At 72.5% G+C, this 24,914-nt stretch carries 18 protein-coding genes; 11 read left to right on the plus strand and 7 right to left on the minus strand.

What is annotated here, in order from left to right:
* Nucleotides 1-50 precede the first annotated feature (50 nt).
* The 3 genes from PZ894_RS06945 to PZ894_RS06955 all read right to left on the minus strand — a co-directional run bounded on the left by PZ894_RS06945 (nucleotide 51) and on the right by PZ894_RS06955 (nucleotide 3,340).
* Entirely contained in the window at nucleotides 51-719 is a 669-nt protein-coding gene (locus PZ894_RS06945) for a lytic transglycosylase domain-containing protein (RefSeq protein ID WP_275743764.1), read from the minus strand.
* A 182-nt stretch (nucleotides 720-901) separates the two neighbouring features.
* Nucleotides 902-2,179 (minus strand): PhoH family protein, encoded by a 1,278-nt coding sequence (locus PZ894_RS06950; RefSeq protein ID WP_275743933.1) that lies wholly within the window; start codon nucleotides 2,177-2,179, stop codon nucleotides 902-904.
* 390 nt (nucleotides 2,180-2,569) lie between these two features.
* Nucleotides 2,570-3,340, minus strand: a complete 771-nt coding sequence (locus tag PZ894_RS06955) for an isoprenyl transferase (RefSeq protein ID WP_275743765.1) — start codon at nucleotides 3,338-3,340, stop codon at nucleotides 2,570-2,572.
* Between the two features lie 117 nt (nucleotides 3,341-3,457).
* On the opposite strand from PZ894_RS06955, the gene PZ894_RS06960 reads away from it, so the two are divergent.
* Nucleotides 3,458-4,213, plus strand: coding sequence for a hemolysin III family protein (locus PZ894_RS06960; protein ID WP_275743766.1), 756 nt, complete (start codon nucleotides 3,458-3,460; stop codon nucleotides 4,211-4,213).
* Between the two features lie 3 nt (nucleotides 4,214-4,216).
* On the opposite strand, the gene PZ894_RS06965 is transcribed toward PZ894_RS06960, so the two are convergent.
* The 3 genes from PZ894_RS06965 to PZ894_RS06975 are packed head-to-tail and all read right to left on the minus strand — an operon-like array spanning nucleotide 4,217 to nucleotide 15,077.
* Nucleotides 4,217-10,147 (minus strand): carboxypeptidase regulatory-like domain-containing protein, encoded by a 5,931-nt coding sequence (locus PZ894_RS06965; protein ID WP_275743767.1) that lies wholly within the window; start codon nucleotides 10,145-10,147, stop codon nucleotides 4,217-4,219.
* Nucleotides 10,144-12,714, minus strand: a complete 2,571-nt coding sequence (locus PZ894_RS06970; protein WP_275743768.1) for a carboxypeptidase regulatory-like domain-containing protein — start codon at nucleotides 12,712-12,714, stop codon at nucleotides 10,144-10,146. The genes PZ894_RS06965 and PZ894_RS06970 overlap by 4 nt, the downstream gene beginning before the upstream one ends.
* Nucleotides 12,714-15,077 (minus strand): carboxypeptidase-like regulatory domain-containing protein, encoded by a 2,364-nt coding sequence (locus PZ894_RS06975; RefSeq protein WP_275743769.1) that lies wholly within the window; start codon nucleotides 15,075-15,077, stop codon nucleotides 12,714-12,716. Before PZ894_RS06975 ends, PZ894_RS06970 begins: the two co-directional genes overlap by 1 nt.
* Nucleotides 15,078-15,225: 148 nt before the next feature.
* Here PZ894_RS06975 and PZ894_RS06980 point away from each other — a divergent pair, with 148 nt between their 5' ends.
* The 3 genes from PZ894_RS06980 to PZ894_RS06990 are packed head-to-tail and all read left to right on the plus strand — an operon-like array spanning nucleotide 15,226 to nucleotide 16,687.
* Entirely contained in the window at nucleotides 15,226-15,789 is a 564-nt protein-coding gene (locus PZ894_RS06980; protein WP_275743770.1) for a DUF4255 domain-containing protein, read from the plus strand.
* Nucleotides 15,782-16,273, plus strand: coding sequence for a septum formation family protein (locus tag PZ894_RS06985; protein WP_275743771.1), 492 nt, complete (start codon nucleotides 15,782-15,784; stop codon nucleotides 16,271-16,273). The genes PZ894_RS06980 and PZ894_RS06985 overlap by 8 nt, the downstream gene beginning before the upstream one ends.
* Nucleotides 16,274-16,297: 24 nt before the next feature.
* The gene (locus PZ894_RS06990; RefSeq protein WP_275743772.1) at nucleotides 16,298-16,687 is read left to right on the plus strand and encodes a DUF4280 domain-containing protein; all 390 of its coding nucleotides are present in this window, start codon (nucleotides 16,298-16,300) and stop codon (nucleotides 16,685-16,687) included.
* Nucleotides 16,688-16,721: 34 nt separating this feature from the next.
* Here the strand turns inward: PZ894_RS06990 and PZ894_RS06995 are convergent, their stop codons facing one another.
* The gene (locus PZ894_RS06995; protein ID WP_275743773.1) at nucleotides 16,722-17,711 is read right to left on the minus strand and encodes a helix-turn-helix domain-containing protein; all 990 of its coding nucleotides are present in this window, start codon (nucleotides 17,709-17,711) and stop codon (nucleotides 16,722-16,724) included.
* 158 nt (nucleotides 17,712-17,869) lie between these two features.
* On the opposite strand from PZ894_RS06995, the gene PZ894_RS07000 reads away from it, so the two are divergent.
* Genes PZ894_RS07000 through PZ894_RS07030 form a run of 7 tightly spaced genes read left to right on the plus strand, consistent with a single transcriptional unit; the run spans nucleotide 17,870 to nucleotide 24,906 of the window.
* On the plus strand, nucleotides 17,870-19,444 hold the full coding sequence (locus PZ894_RS07000) for a phage tail sheath subtilisin-like domain-containing protein (RefSeq protein ID WP_275743774.1): 1,575 nt from the start codon (nucleotides 17,870-17,872) through the stop codon (nucleotides 19,442-19,444).
* 49 nt (nucleotides 19,445-19,493) lie between these two features.
* The gene (locus PZ894_RS07005) at nucleotides 19,494-19,976 is read left to right on the plus strand and encodes a phage tail protein (RefSeq protein WP_275743775.1); all 483 of its coding nucleotides are present in this window, start codon (nucleotides 19,494-19,496) and stop codon (nucleotides 19,974-19,976) included.
* Nucleotides 19,973-20,476: a hypothetical protein gene (locus tag PZ894_RS07010; protein WP_275743776.1), complete on the plus strand. Its 504-nt coding sequence runs from the start codon at nucleotides 19,973-19,975 to the stop codon at nucleotides 20,474-20,476. Before PZ894_RS07005 ends, PZ894_RS07010 begins: the two co-directional genes overlap by 4 nt.
* 42 nt (nucleotides 20,477-20,518) lie before the next feature.
* Nucleotides 20,519-20,698: a DUF6760 family protein gene (locus PZ894_RS07015; protein WP_275743777.1), complete on the plus strand. Its 180-nt coding sequence runs from the start codon at nucleotides 20,519-20,521 to the stop codon at nucleotides 20,696-20,698.
* Nucleotides 20,685-21,164, plus strand: a complete 480-nt coding sequence (locus PZ894_RS07020; protein ID WP_275743778.1) for a phage tail protein — start codon at nucleotides 20,685-20,687, stop codon at nucleotides 21,162-21,164. Before PZ894_RS07015 ends, PZ894_RS07020 begins: the two co-directional genes overlap by 14 nt.
* Nucleotides 21,161-24,250, plus strand: coding sequence for a hypothetical protein (locus PZ894_RS07025; RefSeq protein WP_275743779.1), 3,090 nt, complete (start codon nucleotides 21,161-21,163; stop codon nucleotides 24,248-24,250). The genes PZ894_RS07020 and PZ894_RS07025 overlap by 4 nt, the downstream gene beginning before the upstream one ends.
* Nucleotides 24,250-24,906, plus strand: a complete 657-nt coding sequence (locus tag PZ894_RS07030) for a LysM peptidoglycan-binding domain-containing protein (RefSeq protein WP_275743780.1) — start codon at nucleotides 24,250-24,252, stop codon at nucleotides 24,904-24,906. The genes PZ894_RS07025 and PZ894_RS07030 overlap by 1 nt, the downstream gene beginning before the upstream one ends.
* Nucleotides 24,907-24,914 lie beyond the last annotated feature (8 nt).

Here is a 24,914-nt window from a genome sequence, read left to right on the forward strand (position 1 = left end):
CCACGGCGCGTCCCCCCGCGTCAGCGACCCGCGTCGGGCGCGGGCCGGCGTCAGTACCAGCCGTGCGACTCCGAGTGGCCCCAGGCACCGCAGGGGCTGCCGTAGCGGTCCTGGATGTAGCCGAGCCCCCACCTGATCTGGGTCACCGGGTTGGACTCCCAGTCCGGGCCGGCGGTGGCCATCTTGGAGCCGGGCAGCGCCTGGGGGATGCCGTGCGCGCCGGAGGAGGGGTTGTGGGCCGCGGGGTTCCAGTTGCTCTCGCGGGTCCACAGCGAGTCGAGGCAGCCGAACTGGTCGCTCGAGAAGCCGAACTGCGGGAGCAGGGCCCGGGCGATGTCGTGGGGGTCGCCGTCGGTGACGTCGACCGACGCCGTGCGCGCCGGGCCGCTGTCGACCGAGAGGGCGCTGACCTTGGCGGGGTCGGGCCGGCGGTCCCGGTCGGCCGAGCGGGAGACGACGTCGCGGTCGACGTCGGCGGCGGCCGCCGCTGCGCCGTCGCCGTCGGATGCGCCACCGGTGATGCTGCCGCCCAGGTCCTGCGCGACCGTCGGCACCGGCGCCGACGATCCGAGTACGCCGCCGGCGACGGAGACGCCGGTGACCGCAGCCGCGACCGAGGTCATCACCAGGCCGGTGCGCAGCGCCCTCCGGGGCGCGTCACGCAGGGTCGGTTCGGGGACGTTCCGGTGCTTCGGGACGTACTTGGCGCGCTTCGACAAGGGCTCGTCTGCTCGGGTTGGCGACTCGGGGGCGGGCCCACTCAACGGCGGGACGACTCGCGTCACCCTGCCTGACGGAGAAGGTCGTGGCAAACCGAACGACGCAATCCGCCCGGGGAAGTGGCCCGTCCGGCACCCTCCCCGCCACAGCAGTCACAGGGGCTCCAGGAGTCCCGGGACGGTCACAGCGTGACGTTCTCCAGCATCTCGGTCACGAGCGCCGCGATCGGCGAGCGCTCCGAGCGCGTCAGCGTGACGTGGGCGAAGAGCGGGTGGCCCTTGAGCTTCTCGACCACCGCCACCACGCCGTCGTGCCGGCCGACCCGGAGGTTGTCGCGCTGGGCGACGTCGTGGGTGAGCACGACCTTGGAGTTCGCACCGATCCGCGACAGCACGGTCAGCAGCACGTTGCGTTCCAGCGACTGGGCCTCGTCGACGATGACGAACGCGTCGTGCAGCGAGCGACCGCGGATGTGCGTGAGCGGCAGCACCTCGAGCATGCCGCGGTCGAGGACCTCGTCGATGACGTCGCGCGTCGTGATCGCGCCGAGCGTGTCGAAGACCGCCTGCGCCCACGGCGACATCTTCTCCGACTCCGAGCCCGGCAGGTAGCCGAGCTCCTGGCCGCCGACCGCGAACAGCGGCCGGAAGACGACGACGCGCTGGTGCTGGCGACGCTCCATGACCGCCTCCAGCCCGGCGCACAGGGCGAGCGCGGACTTGCCGGTGCCGGCGCGTCCACCCAGGGAGACGATGCCGACCTCGGGGTCGAGCAGCATCTCGAGGGCGATCCGCTGCTCGGCGGACCGGCCGTGGATGCCGAACGCCTCACGGTCGCCGCGCACGAGGTGCACGTGCTTGTCGGGCCCGACCCGGCCCAGGGCCGTGCCGCGCTCGGAGAGCAGCACCAGCCCGTGGTGGCACGGCAGCTCCCGCGCCGCCTCGAGGTCGAGCACGCCGTCGTCGTACAGCTCGTCGAGGTCGGCGGCGGCGACCTCCAGCTCGGCCATGCCGGAGTAGCCGGTGTCGGAGTCGCTGATGGCCTCCGCGCGGTACTCCTCGGCGTCGAGACCGACCGCGGAGGCCTTGATCCGCAGCGGGAGGTCCTTGGACACGAGCGTGACCGCGTGACCCTCGTCGGCGAGGTTGCGCGCCACCGCCAGGATGCGCGTGTCGTTGTCGCCGAGGCGGAAGCCCGACGGGAGCGACTCCGGGTCGGTGTGGTTGAGCTCGACGCGGATCGTGCCGCCCTCCTCGCCGACCGGCACCGGCTCGTCGAGCCGGCCGTGGGTGATCCGCAGCTCGTCGAGCATCCGCAGCGCCGTACGGGCGAAGAAGCCCAGCTCGGGGTGGTGGCGCTTGCCCTCCAGCTCGGTGATCACCACGACGGGGAGCACGACCTCGTGCTCCGCGAAGCGTCTCAGTGCGCCCGGGTCGGCCAGCAGCACGCTCGTGTCCAGGACGTAGGTGCGGACGGTGGGCGATGTCGTGCTTGACCGCGTGGTGCCGGACTGGGTCGGGCGGGGCCGGGTGGAGGCGGAGCGCTGTGACTTCTGGGCCTGGGTGGGCACTGATGACACCCCTTCAGCAGGCCGGCGGGCACTCCGCACCGGCCGTCGGCTCACGTGTGCGGACCGGAACGGACCCGAGCGCCGGAGTGCCGGCTCCCGGTCACGCACCGCTGAGGAGCTCCCCCCGGCTGATGCGCTGTGCAGTCGTGAATGCTCACGAACGGGCCTCCCGATACGGGGAGCTTCCCCACTCCCCGATACCTGCGAAAGTACGCCGCGCCTCCACGCGATCCGGGCCGACACGCCCGAACGAAGGGTGAAGGCTGGGTGACCCCGGGGCTACGCCCCGAAGCGCCGGTCGCGCAGGGCGTACGCCCGGATCGCCCGCAGGAAGTCGACCCGCCGGAACTCGGGCCAGTAGGCCTCGCAGAAGTAGAACTCCGACTTCGCCGACTGCCACAGCAGGAAGCCACCGAGTCGCTGCTCGCCCGAGGTGCGGATCACCAGGTCGGGGTCCGGCTGGCCCTTGGTGTAGAGGTGCTCCGCGATGTGCTCGACATCGATCACGGTGGCGAGCTCCTCCAGCGACATCCCCTTCGCGGCGGACTCGTGGAGGAGCGAGCGGACGGCGTCCGCGATCTCCCGGCGGCCGCCGTACCCGACGGCGACGTTGACGAGCATCCCGTCGACGTCGCGCGTCGCCTCCTCGGCCGCCTTGAGCTTCTCCGCGATCTCGGCCGGCAGCAGGTCGAGCGCGCCCACGGGGTGGATCCGCCACTTCTGCTGGTCGGCGAGCGACGCGACCGCCTCGCCGATGATCTCCAGCAGCGGCAGCAGCTCACGCTCGGGTCGGTTGAGGTTGTCGGTCGAGAGCAGCCACAGCGTGACCACCTCGATGCCGACCTCGTCGCACCAGCCCAGCAGGGGCTCGATGTTGGCGGCCCCGGCACGGTGCCCGTGTGCGGTGTCGCGGCCCACGGCCTTCGCCCAGCGGCGGTTGCCGTCGAGCATCACCCCGACGTGCTGCGGGATGCTGACGGGCATCCGGCGCAGCATGCGGGCCTCGTACGCCGGGTAGAGCACCCGTCGCACGCCCCGCTTCCAGTCCACCTGTCGATGGTAGCGAGCGCCGACGGTGATCCGCGGGCGGAAGGGCGAACCCGCCGTGGTGGTGACGTGCACCGCGTCCGCGGTTTCCGCGCCCGTACCCCGGGTACGGTCTGTTCCATGAACCAGGCCATGAACCAGGCCATGAACCAGGCGATGCGGGTGGGGCTCGACCACGCTCGCGAGGCCGTCGCCGACTTCAGGGCCGACCTCACCGCCGAGATCAAGCCGCGGCTGCGCGGCTGGCTCCACCTCGCGATCGCGCCGCTGACGCTGGCGGCCGGCATCGTGCTGATCTGCCTCTCGCCGACCGCGATGACCCGCGTCGGCTCCGCACTCTTCACGGGGTCGGCGCTGGTGCTGTTCACCGTGTCGGCCGTCTACCACACCGGCTCCTGGTCGCCGCGGGTCTGGGCCTTCCTGCGCCGCTTCGACCACTCCAACATCTTCCTGCTGATCGCGGGCTCCTACACCCCGTTCAGCCTCCTGCTCCTCGACGGCACCCCGCGCGTGGTGCTGCTGGCGACCGTGTGGGGAGGAGCCGTGCTCGGCGTCGGCTTCCGGATCTTCTGGACCGACGCCCCGCGCTGGCTCTACGTGCCGATCTACATCGCGCTCGGCTGGGCCGCGGTCTTCTTCATCCCGTCGTTCCTCGACGGCGCCACCCGGCTCGGCCTGGGCATCGGCGTCGCGACGTTCGTGATGATCCTCGTCGGCGGCGCGCTCTACACCTTCGGTGGCGTCGTCTACGGCTTCAAGCGGCCCAACCCGTGGCCGCGCTGGTTCGGCTTCCACGAGGTGTTCCACACCTTCACGATCCTCGCGTTCGTCTCCCACTACGTGGGCGTCTCGCTCGCGACGTACTCCTTGCGCTGACGCTCAGCCGCCGGCCTCGGGGTCCGCGGGCTCGTCCGGCGGGTCGGGCGGCGGCGGCTCGAGCGCGAGGGTGTAGGCGTGCGGGTCGTCGACGGTGACGGTCTTGACGTCGGTCTCCCCCTCGAGGGTCGCGGTGACCTGCCACCCACCGGCCGGGAGCTCGAAGGCCGCCGTCGTGCCGGTCGTGCTCGTCGGCGCGTCGGCGGGCAGCGCCTCGGTGTTGCCGGCCAGCGGCTCGATCAGCAGCGTCGCGACACTGGTCGCCGACGCACCGGTCACCGTGATGGCGAGGGTGGCGGCCTGCTCGTTCATGGTCACCGTCTGGCTGACGCCGGCGACGGTGACCGGGAAGGGGCCCGATCCGGTCGCCGGCCAGAACGGGTCGGCGGGGACTCGCGTCACGTCGACCTGGTAGCCGATGCCGGTCGGCACCCACATCTCGGCGGAGCCGACCGCGAAGCTGGCGCTGTGGAAGTACGGCGAGGCGACGCCGGCGCGGGACACGGTGACGTCGAAGCTCGGCGCCACGTGCCCGAACTTCGTCGTGGCGGCCACCGCGAAGGTCAGCTTCGCCTCGTCGACGTCCACGCTCGCCGTGGTGCCGGTGTCGTCGGCTTCGTCACCGGAGACGACCAGCCGGTCCGCGGCGCAGGTGATCTCGTCGTCGGTGGGCGCGACGTCCTCGAGCGCCCCGACATCGCCGTGGTGGCCGGTGGGCAGGGTGACCCCGACCGTCCAGCAACCACGCCGGACATCCAAGAACGACGCGACGTACCCGCCGTCGTCGTCCTCGGCGAGCGGAGTGACGGTGTGCACGGTCCCGTCGCCGCCGGTCAACGTGACGGTGGCGCCGGTCAGGTCGTTGTCGGCGGCGTTGGGCAGCAGGGTGATCGAGACGTCGCGGGTGACCGCCACGAGCGTCGGTGCCTGCCCCCGGAACCCGGCCTGGTCGTAGCGGAACTGCAGCGGGCCGATCGCCTGGGTGTCGTAGCCGTGCTTGTCGAGCACCAGCCAGAAGGTCCCGTTCGGGACGGTGGCGAACCCGAACGATCCCGCGGTCCCCGCTGTCATCGGCGTGGTGCCGACGAGCGCGGCGGCGTCGGTGCCGTCGACCGGGCCGGCGCTGCAGGTCTCGTCCGCGCACACCCGGACCCGGACGCCGTTGACACCGCCGGTGACGTCGTCCCCTCCCACGATGCCGTCGATCGCGCTCGCGCCGCGGACGATCGAGACGTAGCGGGTCGTGGGGCTGACGCCCTCGGCGAAGGTGACCTCGGTGGTGCCGCCGATGTAGCCGTCCTTCGCGACGCTGATCAGGTACGACGTGGGCACGATGTTCGCCAGCGTGTAGATGCCGTCGTCCTCGGGGTCCGTGGCGACGGCGACCTCGGTGATCCCGTTGGGCGTCAGCAGCCGGACCGAGGCGTCCGACACCGCGCGGTTGGACTGGTCGGTGAGGTTGACGTTGACGGTGACCAGGTCGACGTAGAGCGAGATCGCGACGCTGCGATCGCCGGCCAGACCGGCCACGAGCACGCCGGGCAGGGCGCCCCCGGGGTTGGTCGTGGCGTGGAACCCGGGTGCGGCGGCCTCGACCAGCCAGTCTCCGTTGCGCAGGCCCGCGTCGCTCGCGGTGCCGGTGACGGCGAAGACGCCGTTCGCATCCGCCGTCCCGACGAACCGCTCGTCCTCGTCGACGTCGCTGCAGTAGCCGGGCACCGTGGTCGTGTCGGTGCAGCGCGTGATGGTGACCTGCGCCGACGCCAGGCCACGGAAGGGCGCGGTCGCGGGAGGCTTGGCGCCGATGCCGCGCACCGTGCCGCTGATGGTGGCCAGCCTCGTGAGGGTGGCGGCGCAGGCGATGGTGTCGCCGGCCGGGATCGTGTACGTCGTACCGCACGTCGTCGGCAGGTCACCGCCGTCGCCGGCGAGACCGAACTCGTGGCCGGCGGCGCGGATGCGCACCTGGTAGTCGGTCGCATAGGGCTCCAGCCCGAGGAACGTGACCGAGTTGGTGCCGGCGGAGGCGGTCTGCGACCGGATGGTCGTGCCGTCCTTGATCAGGGTGAACTCGGCGCCGTTGACGGGTCCGACGCTGTCGACTGCCGAGATGGTCAGCCCGCCCTGCTTGACCAGCGTCAGGGGCTCGTCGTCCCACACGCAGGCGGCGGCGCCGACCGCGCAGACGACCCCCTGCGACGCGGTCTGGTAGCCGTCGGCCGAGGCGGTGATCGTGTAGGTGCCGGGTCGGGCCCGACCCACGGGCAGCCGGGTGTCGCTCCAGGTCAGGACGGCGGTGCCCGCTTCGGGTTCACCGACCTGCGTCGCGGTCACCGACACCTGGTTGCCGCCACCGGTGATGGCCACAGTGAAGCGGACGCTGCCCCAGGCGATCGCGCTCGCGGCCGGGTCGGTGTGGACGACCAGCTGGTTGCCGTCGATCGGCACCGGATCCATGCTGAAGGAGTTCAGCCCCGGGGAGGCCAGCTGCCGGTTCGTCACGAGCAGCCGCTCGTATCCGTCGCGGGTGATCTCGATCGACGACGCCGCGTCGGAGAGGAAGGTCGTGCGCGACAGCGACGCCGAGGTCCAGGGGCCGTCGCAGTCGCCCGCGGCCGGTGTGGTCGGCGTACCCGTGATGTCCTCCGGCGCCGGCTGGATGGCGAAGCAGCCGTCCGCGTCGGTGGTCATCGAGGCCGTGCCGAGCACCGTGGAGCCCCCGGAGTAGTCGGCGGGTGCGGTGACCTTGACGGCCGCGTCGTCGATGTCGAGGGGCGCCCCGTCGATGTTGGCGGTCACCTGCCCGACCACGTTGCCGATCGGATGGGTGAGGATGAGGTCGAGTGTCAGCTCCTGGTCGAGCCCGACCCGTTGGGTGCGCTGGTCCGAGCGGTCGCCGTGGCTCGCCGAGAACGTGTAGGTCCGGTCGGTCAGCCCGGTGATCGTGGTCTGGCCGGCACCGTTGGTCAGCGGCCAGGTGGTGCCCGGATCCGGGGAGACCTCGACGGCGACGTCCGCAGCCGGGACCAGGCTCCCGGAGGTGCCGGGCTCCTTGGTGGTCACGGTGATCCGGCCGAGGCGGTGGATCTGGACGCTGTAGCTCTTGGTGTCCCCGACGCCGAGGACCAGGGTGTTGGCGCCGGCCTGGAGGTACTCCGGGTCGGACGGCTGCACGTAGACGGTGTAGGAGCCGTGCTCGAAGAGCTCGAGCGAGTAGTCGCCGCGGCCGTTGACGAACGCGCAGACGGGCTCGGGGCCGGTGCTCGCGAGGTCGAAGGTGGCCGTCGTGTGCTGGCAGGTCGTGTTCGCCGCGGTGGCACACGGCGTGTCGGGCGCCGGCTGACCGGCGGGCACGGCCCAGACGCAGGTCGGGCCGCTGGGCACCCCGATCACCGTCGTGATCGTGCCGACGATCTTGGGCGCCGGGTAGAGCCCGAGCGTCCCGACGTTGACGGTGCCCTCGCTCGGCACCTGCACCCGGGTGGTGGCCGACTCGTAGTGCGGCGCCGCCACCCGCACCGTGTGCAGTCCGGGCAGCAGGCCGCGGGTGTCGTCCGGCAGCGTGAACATGTCACCGGGCAGGAACTTGGTGGAGTACGTCGTGCCGGGGTCGTTGTCGTCGTCATCGGTGACGACCGCGCTCTCGACCGTGCTCGCCACGACGCAGTTGTCGGCGGATCCGGCACAGCTGACCGCGGTCCCGGTCGTCGCGTCGACGACCCGGCCCTGGATCTTCGCGCGTCCGGCGAGGACACCGTTCTTCAGCTCCTGGATGGCGCGGTTCAGCGGGGTGGTGTGCCCCGCCCGCACCTTGACCGTCACGTAGTCGGTGAGGAACCCGAAGTACTGGATCCCGAGCGTGTAGGTGCCCGGCGTGATGCCGTTGAGCAGGTAGCTGCCCTCGGGGTCCGAGGTCGACATCGTCTTGTAGGTGTTGTCGCCGCCGACGAGGGTGAGGCCCGCGCCGACGATGCCCTTGCCGTCCGCGCCGCTGATCTTCCCGGCGATCGATCCGGTCGACGACACCAGGTCGGTGTCGATCGAGGCCGCGGGCTGGCCGCGCTTGAAGGTCACCTCGCTGGTGTAAGGCTGCAGCCCGGCTCCGCTGAACGTCACGACGTACGTCCCGGGAACGGTGAGCCCGGGGACCTTGTAGGTGCCGACGAGCCCCGCGCTGACCCGGGCGCTGCTGCCCTCCTCGGGCTTCTCCCCCCGGGTCAGGGTGGTCGCGGTGCGCACCTTCCCGTCCGCGCCGGTGACGGTGACCTGGACGCCGCCGGCACCGGCGAGCTTGCCCTGCTGGTTCGTCGCGCGGACCTTGCCGGCCAGGGTGCCGACACCGTGCCGCAGCTCCAGGTCGGCGACGGCGCTGCCGCCCGCGGCGAGTTCGACGAGCTCGGACTCGCTCGACAGCCCCGGCAGGGAGGCGGAGACGACGTACGTCCCCGGGGTGGAGAGCCCGCGGACCGACCAGTGCCCCACGCCCCCCTTGGAGTTCGTGCTCGTGGTCATCGTGGTGGTGCCGTCGGTGATGGTGACGGTCGCGGCGCCGACCGCGCCGCGGGGGCCTCGGACCGTCCCGGACATGCGCCCCTCGCCGGCGGCCATCTCGACCTCGAGCGGCTCGCCCGCCGCCTCGCTCGACGCGTCGATGACGAAGGAGCGGGTCTGGAAGCCGGGTTTGCGGAACGTGAGCAGGTAGTAGCCCAGTGCCGGGACGTCGGTGAACGCCCACGACCCGTCGCCGGTCGTCCTCGCCGTCCGGTCGGGTGGGGTCTCCGGGAGCGCCTGGTTGAGGAACGACGAGGCGAGGGACATCCCGGTGCTGCCGAGCTCGGAGCTCGGTACGCCGACGCCGCCTCCCTCCTGGGCGGCCTCCTCGACCAGCGAGGTCGGTGACAGGCTGACGACCACCCCGCCGGGCCGGTCACCCGCGACCGTGCCGGACAGCGAGATGTCGCCGTCGTCCTCGGCGCCGGCGGGCGCGGCCGTGGTGCCCGAGCCCCCTCCGCCGCCGTCTCCGCTGTCGCCCCCACCGGCATCTCCGCCGGAGCCGCCGTCGCCGCCGTCGCCGTCGCCCTGGTCGCCGGCCCCCTCCTGCTCGTCGGCCGGCTTGTCCGGCTTGTTGACCGCCGTGGTGTCCTGCTCCGGACTGCCGATCCGGTCGGCCAGCCGCGGGATGAAGACGACGGCGGCCGCGATCCAGATCGAGAGCACGGCGAGCAGGGCGACGAGCTTGAGCCAGCCCAGGCCGATCGCCGGACGCTGGGTGACCGAGCCCTCGACGTGGCGCACGGTCTCGGTGCCGCGCGCGCTCACCGTGTAGGTGTGGTGCTCGACTCCGCCGAACAGCCGACCCCGTGACACCGAGACGCGGCCCTTGACGACGCGGGTTGCTCCGGGTTCGACGGCAAGGTCCTGGGCGCGCAGGCGCACCCCCAAGCGCGGTGAGGCCCGCGTCTCCAGCCGCACCCGGGCCGTCGAGTCGCCGCTGTTGCGCAGCGTCAGCCGCACTCGTCGGGAGGCGATCATCGACACGGTGCGCGGGTCGAGCTCGAGCGTGAGCTGGTTGCGTGGGTTGACGACCAGCGAGCTGTCGAGCATGGTCGCCGGCGCCCCGCTCGGGCGACCGGTGTCCGGGTCCAGCGCCTGCGCCGTGAACGCGAAGGGGTACTGCCCGGGCACGGTGCCGATCGGCGGCGAGAGGAGCACGGTGAGCAGGGCGCTCTGCCCGGGCGCCAGCGGTTCGGTGCGGGTCAGCGGGGGCAGCCAGCCGCCGTCGACGCCGATGGCACCGACGGCGAGCACCCGCGGGGCCGCGGCCGTGTTGGTCACCGTGACCTCGACCGGTAGCGGCGAGCCGGCGGCCGTGCGCAGACCCGGCGAGACGGTCAGTCCGGGTGCCGGCTCCGGGCCGCGGGAAGCCTGGCTCATGGCTCGGCCCGCACGGTGATCGTGCGCTGGTCGCTGGCGGCGAGCTGGACGGTGCGCGAGCCCGACGGGCTGCTGCCCCTGGTCGGCCGCACCTCCACGATGTAGACCTCGGGCGCGTCGACGTCGGGGAACGAGAACGTGCCGTCGGCGGCGGTCCGGACCGTGCGGTAGGGATCCTCCGGATAGGTCGAGGCACGGAAGAGGTCGACGTACCATCCGGCGGGCACCCGCTGGCCGTTCAGGACGACGGTGCCGGAGATCGACGCGGCGGCAGCGAGCAGTGGGCTGTACGGCCGGTCCTGGCCGGCCACGAGCTCGATGATCTCGGAGGTGGGGCTCACGCCGTTGCGGCTGACGCTGACGGTGTAGGTCCCCGGTGGGATGCCCTCGATGCGGTACTGGCCGGCCTTGGCGCTGGGCACCGACGCGGTGATCACGGAGTACGACGTGGTGCCCGACGTCAGCTGGACGGTGACCTCGCCCACCGGCGGCCGGTCCGCGGAGCCGGCGGAGACCGGCTGGCGGATGGTGCCGTGGAGCACCGCGGTCGACGGCTGCATCGCCACGGTGATCCCGGCTCTGGTGACGGTCGCGCCCTGGTTGCCGCTCGAGATGTTGCCGGCGGCGTCGAGGGAGACCCCGAGGGTCTGCGTCTCGAGGTCCGAGCGCGAGAAGGAGACGGTGTAGGTGCCCGGGATCGCGAGGCCGCCGACGGTCCAGGCCCCGATGTCGTCGGAGCCCTGGGTCGCGGTGACGGTCGTGTTCTCGCCGTCGGTCACGGTGACCGCCACCCCCGGGAGCGGATTGCCGTCGGGCATCAGGGAGACGCTTCCGGACAGCGATCCCGACGACTTGCCGAGGGTCAGTGCCATCCCGGTCAGGTGCTGACCGCGCGCGAGAGAGACGGTGATCGTCTGCGAGGCGTAGCCCGCCTTGCTCGCCGCGATCGTGTAGCTGCCCGGCGTGGGCAGGCTCCGGATCGTGAAGCTGCCCTCGTCCGCGCCGGTGAGCGACAGGGTGGTCACCTCCGACTGGCCGGACGTCGCGACGATGGTGACCCCGCCCAGCGGTCCGGCCGACGAGCCGACGACGCCGTCGATCAACCCGTCGCCCTTGCGCAGGGTCACCTCGATCCCGGTGCGCTCCTCGCCGGCTGCGACGTCGATCTGCTGGGTCGAGGTGGCGAACCCGGTCTTGCTCACCACGAGGTCGTAGACGTTCGGGGACGGGACGTCGGTGAGCTCGAAGGTGCCATCCGAGCCAATCGGCACCGTCTGGACCACCGCGCCGTCGTCGCCGGCACCCGCGAGCGGCAGCGTGAGGGCGAGCGTGGCGCCGGCGACGTCGGCGCCGACGACGCTTCCGGCGACCGATGCCGGCACGCCGCCGAGGGAGACGTCGAGCCCGGTCCGCCTGGTGTTGGTGTCGAGCGTCACCGTCTCGGCGTTGTCCGCGGACAGCGCCTGCGGGTACCAGAGCTGCACGAAACCGGCGCCGAGGAAGGTGACCTTGTAGTCCCCGGCGGGCAGGTCGGCGACCTCCCAGGCCCCGGCCTTGTCGGTGGACGTGGTCGCGATCGGCTTCGAGGTGTCACCCGCGGGGTAGACGTCGACGGCGACGCCACGGACGGCGTCGCCCGAGGTGAGCAGCCGGACGGTGCCCGAGAGGCCGCTGCCACCGGATGTCGCGGCGGCGTTGCGCGCTTGGGCGATCTCGAGGGCGAGGTTGCGGTCGGCGACGGACTGGCCGACGATCCGGGACAGCGCGAGCGTGATCACGACGGCGAAGACCGAGAGCGCGAACAGCAGCCCGAGCAGCGACAGGGGACCGCGGGTGACGACCGCCTTCTGCAGGAACGTCGCGCTCACCAGCGGCGGGTCGTCGGACCGGACCGACGGGGCGGCGGGGTGCTTGGTCGAGCGGCCGACCGACAGCTTCTGGTCGACCGACGGGGGCGCCGCTGCGGTCCCCGACGTCGCCGGCGGGTCCTCGAGCCCGATGTCGAGCACCCGCACCAGCGGCCCTCCGACGAGCGGGCGCTTGGCCCTGGCCCTGAGCTCGACGACCGCGTGCTCGCCCGGCGGGAGGTCCAGGCTCGGCGGCTCGAACTCGAAGCGGACCTGGCCCTCCGCATCGGTGCCGGTGAGCCTGCTCGTGATGGGCGTGTTGCCCGTGTTGTCGATCAGCAGGCCGTACCGCGCCCTCTTGCCGGCGGTCTGCGTCATCGGGTCGACGCGCACCTGCACGGAGCGCGCCTCCGGCACGACCAGGACGACGTCCTCGATGCTGGTCGACTCCGGCGGCGTGAGCTCGCGGACCTGCACCGCGATCCGGCGCTCGCCGGCGACCATGCCCTCCGGCACCCGGAGCTGGGCGACGACGGCGCGGGTCTCGTCGGGGAAGAGCGAGAGCTCGGTCTCCTCGAGCTCCACCCAGCTCGGGTCGGCGCCCAGGATCCGCACGGTGAAGCCGGCGATCACGTCGCTGGTGTTGCTGATCGTGATCGTGAGTGCCTGGGCGAGACCGGGCACGGCCGTGAGGCGCCGCGGACTGATCTCGACGTACATCAGCCGGCCGCCTGCAGCGTGAAGTCCAGCGGCTCGACGTGCCCGGCGCGGACGGTCACCATCCCGGTGAGCTGACGGACGCCGTCGTTGGTCACCGTCAGGCTGTAGGTGCCGGGCGGGAGGTCACTGAAGAGGTAGCCGCCGTCCGGCAACGTCGGCCCAGGAGAGCTGGTGGTGGTCGTCCACGACCGGGTGCCGTTGGTCGCCGTCACCGTCGCGCCGACGTACGCCGTGCCGTCGGGTCCGGTGACGGTGCCGCGTGCGCCGCCGAAGCGGGTGCCGAGGAACGCCTTGACCTGCTGTGGTGGGCCGTTCTTCGTCAGGTTGAGGGGCAGCGTCTCCGACGCGTACCCCTCGCGGACGAAGGTCAGCGTGTAGTCGCCGGGCGCCTGCAGGCCGCTGATCGAGAAGCTGCCGACCGGGTCGTCGGTGAGGGTGGTGGTCGACGGGAGCGAGTCGACATCGACGCTCCCGCCCGCGGACGTGGCGCCGCCCACCACCACGGAGACGCCGCCCAGGCGATTGCCGTCGCCGTCCCGCACGACGCCGACGACGCTGCCCGTCCCGGCGCGCAGGCTGATGTCGCGGGTCTCGCTCTTGCCGGCCTCGAGACCCACGATCACGGCCTTCGAACCGTGGTCGGGGGCGGAGAAGGTGAGCACGTAGGTGCCGGGGGTCGGCAGGTCGGTGAGGGTGTAGGCGCCCACCTGCCCGGAGGTCGGGGTCATGACCGAGATCTCCTGGCCGGCGACGCTCGTGCTGACCGTGACGTTGCCCAACCGCTCACCGTCATCGGTCACGACGCCGCTGATCTGGCCGACACCGGCATCGAGCACGACCGTCGGCTGGAGCCGCGTCTCGCCGCCGCCGACCGAGGTCACCACCTTCGTGGCCTGGTAGCCGGGCGCCGTGAAGCTCAGCTCGTAGGTCGCGGGCGCCGGCAGGCCGGTCAGCTTGTAGGCGGTGCCGTTCGCCACGGTGCGCGCGACCTCGTCGGCGTCGCCGAAGGCGCCGGTCATCCGCACCACCACGGTCGTCTGCACCGTGGCGAGCGAGTCCCCCGGATCGATCGAGCCCGAGATGCTCGCATCGTGTCCGACGATCTCCACGCCGATGTCGGAGACCTCGCCCTGCGCGTCGACCTCGACCGGAGTCGCCGCCGCCTTCGACGACACCGCGTTGGTCGGGGCCTCGGAGGAGTACCAGACCGCGTCGTAGCCGCTGGCGCTGAACTTCAGGCGGTAGCCGGTCGGGAAGAGCCCGGCGAGCCGGTAGGTGCCGTCGGCCTGGGTGGCCGCCGAGCTCACCTTCTTCAGCTTCTCGGGCCCCTGCCGGAAGGCCTGCACCGTGATCCGGCCGGCAGGCAGGTGGCTGCTGGCCGCGGTGACCACGCCGGTGATCTCGCCGCCGACCCCGGCCGGGAGCAGCCCGGTCTTCGGCATCGCCCCCACCGGCTTGGCACTGTCGGAGCCCGTGCCAGTGCCAGTGCCAGTACCCGTGCCTGTGTCAGTGCCGGTGCCGGTGCCGCCGTCGGACTCGTTGACGATGGACGGCGGGAAGAACGACGTCGGCGCGGCCTTCGTCATCGGGTCGCCGCCGAGCACCTGGGTGAGCCCGAGCAGGAAGATCGCGGCCCACAGGGACACGATCGCCAGCAGGATCAAGGCGGTGAGCAGGCCCCTGCTGATCAGCGGCTTCTGCCGCAGCCGCACCACGGTCTGCCGCTCGAGGGCGGGACCCTCCTCCGCCTCGTCCATCGCCGGGATGGTGTGCGCGCGCCGGGCGACGAGCCCGACCGCCACCATCCGGTCGACCTCGGAGCCGGTGAACATCCGGGGGCCCTTGACGTTGAGGATCACCGGCGTCGCCATGCCGGGCTCGACGGACACCTTGTCGGGGGTGAAGCGGGTGCGGGTCCGCCGGTCCTCCTGGACCGCCGACAGGTCGGCGTCGAGGGCGACGTTGCCGGTGTTCTCGACGGTGAGCACGAAGCGCCCGGCGCGCTTCGAGCGGATCGCCTGCGGCTCCGCACCGAGACGGACGTCGGGGCGCGCGGACACCGAGAGGTCGACGTCGACGTGCTGGGTCGGTGCCCCGGCGCCGTGCGAGACGACCGCGATCGAGAGCGGGTGCATGCCGGCGGGCTGGTGGGTCGGCACGCCGATCGAGAGCGTGATCTGACCCTGCGCGTCGGGGAAGAGCGGCAGGAGCTGCGGCTCCACGCCGATCTGGCCGTCGGGCAGCCCGATGAGGTGGGCGGTCACGCCCTCGATGAGCTCGCCGGTGTTGACGACGTCGATCCGAACCTCGACGGTCTCGCCCGGGTGGGCGGTGACCAGTCGGTGCTCGGTGGCAACCCGCACGACGGCCTCCCGGCATCCCTGACCATTCGATCCAATCGATCCTAAGAATGGGGGACGTTCTCCGTGGCGAAACGACAAAAGTCGTGGCATTTGCTTGGATGTCCCCGATTTCCTGTGCGGTGGCCCGCCGCGTGCCAGACTCGATCGGGTGTTCATCAGCCATGTGGACTCGGGCTTGGAGCGGCTGCTGCGCACCCGGCTCCCCCTGCCCGACGAGATGGGCGACGTCACCTTCGAGCCGCCGAGCTCGACGTGGTCCGCACAGCTCTCGCGGATCACCGTGAACCTCTTCCTCTACGACGTCGAGCGCAGCACCCAGCCGTCGGGGCCGACCACGCGCGTCCCCGAGGACGGCCGGTCGCAGCGGCGGCGTCCCCTGCCGATGATGCAGCTCGGCTACCTGGTCAGCGCGTGGGCGGGCAGCCCACGCGACGAGCACCAGCTCCTCGGCGACGTCGCCAGCATCCTCGCCGGCGTCGACCTGCTGTCCCCCGACCTCCTGCCCGCCGGCGTGAACTCGTCGGTCCGCCTGTCCCTGGGCGATCCGGCCAACCGGGTGCGCGAGATCTGGAGCGCGTGCGGCGGTTCGCTCAAGGCCTCGTTCTGCCTGTTGGCCACGGTGGCCGCGGACAGCTACGACTGGGAGCTCGAGGCTCCTCCGGTCGAGCGGGTCAGCGCGATGGTCGCGCGGATGGACGACGTGCATGCCTGAGCCTGAGTCCACTCGACGCCGTACGACGGTCGCGCTCGCCGCCGCGACGCTGGCGGCGCCGCTGCTCGCAGGCTGCAGCTTCTTCGACGGCGACGACAGCGACGGGGTCTCGGTGTTCTCGATCGAGCCGGGTCAGTGCTTCGAGGGACAGACCAAGGTCAAGGCCCAGCTGAGCGAGCTCGCCGAGCTCGACTGCTCCGACGAGCACACCCAGGAGGCCTACGCGGTCGTCGAGTACCAGCCCCTCGACGAAGCGGCTCCGGACACCTATCCGGGCGACGACGCGCTCAACAAGTTCGCGGACGGCGCCTGCGCCGGCGCCTACCGCGACTACGTCGGCATCGACTACCTCGACTCGAAGCTCTTCTACACCTACCTGGTGCCGTCGGCCCGCAGTTGGGACGACGACGACCGCAGCGTCATCTGCTTCGTGACGGGAGCGGGCGAGCCGCTGCAAGGATCGGCCAAGGGATCGAAGCGGTGAACGGGCGCCGCTGAGGAGGATGCGATGGGTCAATCTGCAGTCACGGGAGCGATGATGACCTGCACGTTCGGGATGGCTCCGGCGACGCTGGTCGCGACCGGCACGTCCCGGGTCACGGTCGAAGGGCGCCCCGCCGCGGTGATCACCGACATGGCGCCGATCGCCAACATCCCACCCTTCGGGATGTGCACCAGCGTCGCGAACCCGACGGTCGCGGCGGCGACCTCGGCCGCGCTCGGTGTGCTCACGCCGATGCCGTGCGTGCCCGTCACGCCCGCTCCGTGGCTCCCGGGGGCGCCGCGGACGGTCGTCGGCGGGATGCCGGCACTGGTCTCCGGCTCGACCTGCGCGTGTGCGTACGGCGGCGTCATCCAGCTCACCATGCCCGGCGCCACGAAGACCATGGCGACCTGACCGACACCCCAGCCTCGCCCAGCTGGCCGGAATCTCAGTTGACGGTTGGGCGGGTCGATGCTGCCTTCACGGCGCGCCCAGGGGCGTAGCACCACGCGAACGCCGAGCCGGGGTCCATCCGCCGGCAGCCTCGCTCGAGCGCCAGCAGGGGCCCTGGGTCCGGATCGACGGGCGAGATCATCCACAGCCACGCGGCGACCAGGTCGGCCCACCGCGTGGGTTCACGTACGGCGTGCAGGCCCGCGATCCGCGACCGTGCGCCCAACGCCTCACGCAGACCGGTGGCCGCCACCTGGCCGTACCCCTCGGTGACCAGGTGCAGCTGGGCGCCGGTGGGCCAGTGCGCGCGCGAGGAGTTGACGTGGTCGAGGAAGGTGGCGAGGTCCCCGGCCGGATCGTCGCGCACCGGAGCGGGCCCGCGCAGCAGGGCGTGCTCGAGGTCGGCCAGCGCAGCGGCGGCGACCCCGGCGTCGGCACGATCCCTCGTCCACGCGTTGTCACGCACGTCCAGCACGGCGAACCGCTCCCGCGCACCGAGGCGCAGCGCGAGGATCGACGTCACCCGCCCGACGAGCGGCGGAGAGGTGGCGAACCGGTAGCCGCCACGTATCGGCTGCAACCCGTAGGTGTGCCAGCCGCGGACGACGGTGCTGCGTCCGACCCCGAGCTCGCGCCCGAGGAGACGCGACGACCAGTGCGTGACCCCCAGCCTGCGCGGCGGCGGCACCAGCGTCGCCCGCAGCACGTCGGTGGCCGAGGCATGCGGCCGACGGCCCGGACGCGCCAGGTCCGCGAGCCCGTCGAGCCCGCGCTCGGCGTACCGATGGCGCCACTCCAGCACGGTCGGGCGCGACACCCCGACCTTGTCGGCGATGTCGGTGTTGGAGAGCCCGTCGGCGGCGAGCAGCACGATGCGGGCGCGCCGCGCGAGGCCGGCGCGCACCGTCGGGCTGCGCGTCATCACCAGCAGCCGGGCCCGGTCGCCGTCCCGGAGCTCGAGCCGCCGTGCGGGGCGGTTGGCCATGGACCCATGGTCGCGAGCCGGCGGGCAAAGCGTCAACCTACCAACCTGCCACTGGCATAGTCATTTCGGACTATGTGTCACCGTTCTCATTGCGGACCCGGGTGGTTGGGAGCAGTGTGCGAACGTCCTGCCACCTGTCGCGAGAGCGGATGAAGACGATGCCCACATACACCGCACCTGGCGTCTACGTCGAAGAGGTGCCCACCTCCCAGAAGGTCCTGTCCGCCGCCCCGACCGCGGTGACCGCCTTCGTCGGGTTCACGGCGACCGCCCCGACCGACGACCCCAATGACCCGCAGGGTCTGGCCCCCCGTCTGGTGACGAGCTGGTCGCAGTTCGAGAGTCTCTACGGCGGCTTCGCCGAGGGCTGCGTGCTCCCGCTGTCCGTGTACGGCTACTTCGCCAACGGCGGCAGCGTCGCCTACATCTGCCGGGTCCCGAACACCGAGCCGGCCGGGCAGCCCGCTCGCCTCGCGCTGCCGGCCGCCGACCGGGCGCTCGGTCTGCCGGTGGCGGTCGAGAGCCTCGAGGCCGACGCCGACATCACGCTCCAGGTGACCACCGACGACGGCGGGGACGACGCGGCCGACGGTCCCTCCACCTTCACGATCACCGTCCTCGAGGGCGGCGAGGCCGTCGAGACCTTCTCGGGCCTCGGCTTCGGCGCCGGCGACTCGAACGTCGCGACGGCCGTCAACGCCACCTCGACGAAGATCAAGATCGACCTGCAGCTCGACGACGACGTCGACCTCGGCTCCCAGCTCGAGCTGGTCCGGCCCGGCAGCTACTCCCTCGAGAAGGCCGCGCCGGTCCCGGTGCCGGTCAACGGCCGCAAGTTCGCCGGCTCCGAGTCGGCGCGCAACGGCATCAACGGGCTGGCGGTCGCCGAGGACGTCACCGTGGTCGTCGTCCCCGACCTGGTCACCGCGGCCACCGGCGAGGACGGCACCGTCGACCTCGGGCTCTGGAAGGCCGTGCAGACCGCGCTGATCTCGCACTGCGAGCAGAACGGCAACCGGATGGCGGTGCTGGACGCACCTCCGGGGATGTCGCCGCAGCAGATCAAGGAGTGGCGCAGCGACGTCGCGATGTACGACTCGGCGTACGCCGCGCTCTACTACCCCTGGATCAAGGTCGAGAACCCGATCGGGGTCAACGGCAACAGCGAGATCCTGATCCCGCCGTCCGGACACGTCGCCGGCGTGTGGGCGCGCACCGACGACACCCGCGGCGTGTGGAAGGCGCCGGCCAACGACACCATGCGTGGAGTGCTCGACATCGAGCGCAGCGTCACCCAGAACGAGCAGTCGCTGCTCAACCCGATCGGCATCAACTGCATCCGTCCGTTCGGCACCCGCGGCATCCGGATCTGGGGCGCGCGCACCCTCGCCTCGGACACCGACTGGCAGTACATCAACGTCCGGCGCCTGTTCAACATGGTCGAGGCGACGATCCTCACCGGCACCCAGTGGGCCGTCTTCGAGCCCAACGACGTGACGCTCTGGGAGGGCGTCAAGCGCACGCTGAACGCCTTCCTCCGCGGCCTCTGGTCGGCCGGCGCCCTCTTCGGCGCCAGCGTGGACGAGGCGTTCTACGTCAAGTGCGACGCGGAGACCAACCCGCCCGAGTCGATCGACGCCGGCCTGCTCGTGGTCGAGGTCGGCATCGCACCGGTGAAGCCCGCGGAGTTCGTGGTCTTCCGGATCAGCCAGAAGAAGCAGTCGGCGAACTAGCGCCGACGCTCGCCACCCCCTGCGACCCTCGCACTGAACGGAGCCAACCATGCCCAATGCAGACCTCATCAACAACGACCCGATCGTCTCCCAGAACTTCTTCCTCGAGATCGACGGCGGTGTCGTCAGCGTCCTGTCCAGCGTCTCCGGCCTCGACATCGAGATGGAGGTGGTGACGATGGAGCAGGCCGGCGCGAGCGGCAAGGTGCAGATCGTCAAGACCCTCGGCAAGGCCAACAAGCCGCCGGACCTCAGCCTGACCCGGATGGCACCCCCCGACATGACCCAGGACAAGATGTGGGGCTGGTTCAACGACATCCGCGACAAGGGCATCCTGCTCAGCGACCGGTCCAACAACCGCAAGAACGGGTCGATCGTCATGTACGACTCGACCAACGCGGAGATCGCTCGGTTCAACTTCACCAACGGGTGGCCGAGCAAGATCGCGACCGACCAGCTCAGCGTCGAGTCGAACGAGCCGGTCAAGGAGACCATCACGCTGACCGTCGAGAGCCTCGCCCGAGTCAAGTGAACTCACTCCAGACGTCCTACGAGTTCACGCTGCCGCGCGGGTACGTCGACAGCGCGGGTCAGGTGCACCGCACGGGCACGATGCGCCTCGCGACGGCGCGCGACGAGCTCGAGCCGCTCCGTGACCCGCGCGTCGAGGGTCCGGACGACCCGCGGCTCACCATCCTGGTGCTGACGCGGGTCGTGGAGCGGCTCGGCGACCTGCCGATGGTGACCCCTCACGAGATCGAGGGCCTCTTCGCCGTCGACCTGGCATTCCTCCAGGACTTCTACGGGGTCATCAACTTCGGCAGCCAGGAGGAGTACGACGCGCTGGTGAGCGCGCAGACCTCCTCGGCCCTCCTGGGGGTCGCCTCGCCGTCGGACCCGGATCCGTCCGCCGCGGCGGAGCCGGAGTCCGACGCGGCAGCGGAGCCGGCCGACGCCGGCCCCGACCGGGAGCCGGAGCCGCGACCGACCCTGCGGCGAGCGGTCGAGGAGATCCCGCGCAAGGCGAACTGATGAGCGCACGACTGGGCGCCAGCGAGGCGGGGTGAGGCCGCGATGATGCGTTACCCCGCCGAGGCGCTCTGGCAGGAGATCGCGTTCCTGGCCTACCACCTGCACTGGCGGCTCGACGACCTGCTGGACCTCGAGCACATGGACCGGGTGCGGATGGTGCGGGCCGTGGTCTCGTTGAACGATCGAGCATGGCAGGCGGTGCGTGAGTATGGCCAGCAGTGAGACCACCCCGCTCGGTGGTGACCTGCCCGTCGCGACCCGGTTCCTCTTCGAGCTCGACGGCGTCGAGCTCGGCGTCTTCAAGGAGGTCACCGGCCTCAACGTCTCGGTGCAGCTGGACCACATCGCGGAGGGTGGCCAGAACGGCTTCGTCCACAAGGTGCCGGGCCGGATGAGCTGGCCGCACCTGGTCTTCCGGCGCGGTGTGACCGACAGTGACGCCTTGTTCGAGTGGTTCAGCAAGTCCTCGGGCGAGGGCTTCGCCGGCAACCAGAACAAGCTGACCAAGTCGACCGGAGCCGTCACGGTCGTCGACGCCCTCGGCAACCGCCTGCGTGCCTGGGAGTTCATCGACGTGTTCCCGGTGCGGTGGCAGGGCCCGGACTTCTCGGTCGGCCGGCTCGACCCCCTCGAGGAGGAGCTCGAGATCGCGCACCACGGGTTCCGGGCGGTCACCCAGACGTCATGACCGATCTTCTCTCTCCCGACACCGCCGGCGGTGCCCACGAGGCGCGGCTGGGACGCGACGTCGCGCGCCGACTTCGGCTGCCGGGTCCGCCGTTCGGTCGAGGGCTGCCGACCCGGATCGGCAGCCTGGCGTCGTCGGTCGAACGGTTCGCGGCCGCGACCTCTCGACCCGTCGACATCCGCCGGGCCCTGGTCGGGCCGGACCCGCGCGGCATCGCCGCGAGCTCCGCTCCGCCGCGCTGGTGGACCCCCGTCACCCGGCCGGACGATCCCGCCGTCCGCGGCGCGACCGCCGACGCGCCCGCTCGCGTGCGTCGGTCGGACGCCGTGGTGCCTGCGGGCCCGGCTCCGGCCGTCGTGCCGCCTGCCGCGGCTGATCCGTCCCCTGCGTCGTCCGCGGCCCCTGGTCCGTCAACGGCGCCTGCGGCGACTCCGCCGGCATGGCTGGCGCCGGCGCGCGCCGTCGAGATCCGCCGGCTGCCCGAACGCGGGCTCCCGCGGGCCGCGCGGTCGATCCCCGAGGAGTCGACCTGGACGCCCGGCGGCATCGTCGGCGGGCTGCGCGGCGAGGTCGCCCGGGTGCGCCGGCTCGCGGAGGTCGCCGCCGTCGGCCCGATGCTCACCCAGGCGGACCGGGCCAAGCTGAGCGCCAGCACGGCCGCTCGCCGGGCCGCCTCGGCAACCCCGCCGTCGACTCCGTCGTCAGGACCGCCGTCGGCTCCGGCGGCCGGTCGGGCCGAGGGCGCGCCACCCCACGCGTCGGCGACCGCGCCGATGCCGGTCGCGCGGCGGGCCTCCCGCTCCACCCGGCAGGTGACACCCGACGCGGCCTCCGCGCCGGCGGCCGCCGACCCTCCGACGGTCCCCACCGGCGCAGCACCTCGGCAGGCACCCGGCCCCGGCCCAGGCCCCGTCGTCGCGCCCCCGTCGGCGGACGGCACCGCACCAACGGCACCGACCGCACCCACCGCACCGACCGCACCGACCGCACCGACGGACGACCCCCGACCGGCACCGGCCGGCCCGCCGGCGCTGCGGCGCGCCTCGCGCGCGACCTGGCAGCTGGGCGCGGCGCGCTCCCGGTTCGGCGCGGTGGTGCGCCGCACCCCGGCGGCCGGCCCCGGCGACCGCCCGACGGGCTCCGCGGCAACACCCACGCGGGCCGCCGCCGTCCCCATGGCTGCTGCCACCGCGCCCGTGCTCGCGCCCCTGTCGACTGCCGAACGGGCCCGTCCGACGAACGCCGGCGTGACCCGGCTGGAGACCGGCCTGCGCGGTCCGGCTGTCGTCGCGCCGAGCGCGCCGAGCCTGATCGCCGGCAGCGTCGACGCCCCGGCGGCCGTGCGTCGCCACGCCTGGTCGGCCGGCAGCCTCCTCCTGCGGCAGGCCGGCCGTTCGCACGTCCGGCCCGCCGCAGCACCACGACCGGCCGCGTCCTCGCCCACGATCGGCGCGACCCGCGCCGCTTCCGCCGGCGCCCCCACCGGTGCGACGGCCCCCGCGACGAGCACGCCCCCACCGGTCGCCGCCACTCCCGCAGCTCCCACGCCGACCGTGCTCCGTGCCGTCGCCGCCGCACCGTCGAGTCCGACCCCGCAGCCGACTTCCCAGCCGACTTCCCTGCCGACTTCCGAGCCGACTTCCCAGCCGACTTCCCAGCCGACCCCAAGGTCGGGATCGACGCCGGGCCTCCGCAGGCTGTGGCGCCCGGCCACGCCCGTCCGACCGGAGGAGGCGCGGCGCGCGGCGCCGCTCGCTGCTGCGGCATCCGGTCGGACGCAGACCCCGTCGGTCTCCGCACCCCGGCGACACGAGGGCGACGCTGACCCGTCGGAAACTTTCGGGCGGGTCGGTGTCGAGCCCGGGCCGGTGCCGTCGGTCTCCACGTCGTCCTCGGTGTCAGGGGTGACGACAGGCGGCGCCTACCCGGTCAGCCGGATCGGCGCGCACGTCGCCGCTCCCGGAGTCGCCGGTCACGATCTCGCCATGCCGGAGCTGCTCGCCATCCGGCGCACGAGTGCGCACGGCTCCCGCCGCGGCCGCGCGCTCGCCAGCGGCTTCGGCGTGCCCGAGCCGATCCGTCCCGCCGGCAGCCCCGCGCCCGCCCCGGTGACCGGCGCCTCCTCTGGCGTGGCCGGCACGGTGGCCAGCGCCGTGGCGAGCGCGCTCGGGAGCACGCTGGGGGCGCCGGCGCGGCGGACCGCGGGGAGTGCGGGACCTGCGGCCCCGACAGGTCACGCCACGGGCGGGCTGCGCCGCAGCACCGGCGTCGATCCCAGCCCCACTCCCACGACAGCCGATCCCACGACAGCCGGCCCCGCGTCCACACCTGGTGCACGCGGAGCATGGAGATCGGCCGGGTCCCGAGGACGTGGCGGACCGACACGGGCCGGGCAGGGCACCGGGCCGATCGGCCCCTCCTCCCCCGGCACCGCCTCCGGCAGCGCCCCCGGCAGCGCCCCCGTTCCGGCCCCGAGTCCCGCCGCCGTGCCAGCGGGCAGACCCCGCGTGGGCCTCGGTCGCACACCGACGTCGATCGACCTGCGCCGTTTCACCGTGGCGCCGCCGCGGGTCAGCGTCGCCCAGCACCGACCGCCACCGAGCCCCCCGACGGCGGTCGGACCCGCCGCCGGGTCGTCGGAGGGAGATCGGATCCGGCCGCGGGTGCCCGACGAGCCGATCGCGGGCCGCAGTCCGTGGGCGGGCTCGTTGCTGGACGCGACGGCGCACCTCTTCGCCGCCTCGGACACCTCGGACACCTCGGTCATCCGGCGTTCGCTCGCACCAGGAGGAGCCATGTCGACGTACTCGTCCCTGCCCGCGCCACCCCCTCCGCCATCGGGAGCATCGGGCGGGCCGGGATCTCCGGACCTCAGCCACGTCCCCTCGCCCTACCAGGCCCCGATCGTCCGGGTCGCCGACAACCGCGTGGACCCCGACATGGACGACGTCGCCGGACCGCCGACCCCGATGCCGCCGGGCGTCTCCCTCGACGCCGTCGTCGACGCCGTGGTCGAGCGGATCGAGCGTCGTGTCGTCGAGGAGCTCGAACGACGGGGCCGCCGACAGAGCTGGGGGGCCTTCTGATGCCCGAGCTCGAGAAGGCGTTCCTGGAGATCGAGGGCGGCGAACGGGTGCCGTGCCTCTACAACCCCGAGACGATCACGGTCGGACGGCGCAACAACTGGGCCTCGAACCCGATGCCCGGCCAGGGCGTGCCCACGCTGCGGTACGTCGGCGCCAACTCCGCGTGGCTCCGGGTCGACCTGGTCTTCGACACCACCTCCGACGGCACACCGGTCACCACACACACCGGCAAGATCGTGGGTCTGATGGACGTCGACCCGTCGTTGCCGGGTTCCGACGAGACGACCAGCAACGTGCGGCCGCCGACGGTCACGATGCACTGGGGCGACCTGCACTCGTTCAAGGCGGTCGTGCAGGGACTGCGGCTCAACTTCACCTACTTCTCCTCGACCGGTGTCCCGCTGCGGGCCGGCATGGAGCTGGAGCTGCGCCAGTACGAGCCGTCCCAGGCCTTCGGTCCGCAGAACCCGACGTCCGGCACCCCGAGGCCGCACCGCGTGCACCGGGTCCAGCCCGGCGAGACCCTCGACCGGATCAGCGCGCGCTACTACGGCGACTCCACGCGATGGCGGCTGCTCGCGTCGGCCAACAGCCTGGAGGATCCGCTCGCGGTCCGGCCGGGGACGATGCTGACGATCCCGCGGCTGGAGGGTTGATCCCATGA

Origin of the sequence: Nocardioides sp. YIM 152315, from assembly GCF_029210375.1 — a bacterium.
Classification (GTDB): Bacteria; Actinomycetota; Actinomycetes; order Propionibacteriales; family Nocardioidaceae; genus Nocardioides.

Coding starts and splice junctions, on each gene's coding strand:
- PZ894_RS07025 (WP_275743779.1), top strand. CDS start 21,161: ATGACCGATCTTCTCTCTCCCGACACCGCCGGCGGTGCCCACGAGGCG.
- PZ894_RS06970 (WP_275743768.1), bottom strand. CDS start 12,714: ATGTACGTCGAGATCAGTCCGCGGCGCCTCACGGCCGTGCCCGGTCTC.
- PZ894_RS06965 (WP_275743767.1), bottom strand. CDS start 10,147: ATGAGCCAGGCTTCCCGCGGCCCGGAGCCGGCACCCGGACTGACCGTC.
- PZ894_RS06960 (WP_275743766.1), top strand. CDS start 3,458: ATGAACCAGGCCATGAACCAGGCCATGAACCAGGCGATGCGGGTGGGG.
- PZ894_RS07005 (WP_275743775.1), top strand. CDS start 19,494: ATGCCCAATGCAGACCTCATCAACAACGACCCGATCGTCTCCCAGAAC.
- PZ894_RS07020 (WP_275743778.1), top strand. CDS start 20,685: ATGGCCAGCAGTGAGACCACCCCGCTCGGTGGTGACCTGCCCGTCGCG.
- PZ894_RS06995 (WP_275743773.1), bottom strand. CDS start 17,711: ATGGCCAACCGCCCCGCACGGCGGCTCGAGCTCCGGGACGGCGACCGG.
- PZ894_RS07000 (WP_275743774.1), top strand. CDS start 17,870: ATGCCCACATACACCGCACCTGGCGTCTACGTCGAAGAGGTGCCCACC.
- PZ894_RS06990 (WP_275743772.1), top strand. CDS start 16,298: ATGGGTCAATCTGCAGTCACGGGAGCGATGATGACCTGCACGTTCGGG.
- PZ894_RS07015 (WP_275743777.1), top strand. CDS start 20,519: ATGATGCGTTACCCCGCCGAGGCGCTCTGGCAGGAGATCGCGTTCCTG.
- PZ894_RS06985 (WP_275743771.1), top strand. CDS start 15,782: ATGCCTGAGCCTGAGTCCACTCGACGCCGTACGACGGTCGCGCTCGCC.
- PZ894_RS07030 (WP_275743780.1), top strand. CDS start 24,250: ATGCCCGAGCTCGAGAAGGCGTTCCTGGAGATCGAGGGCGGCGAACGG.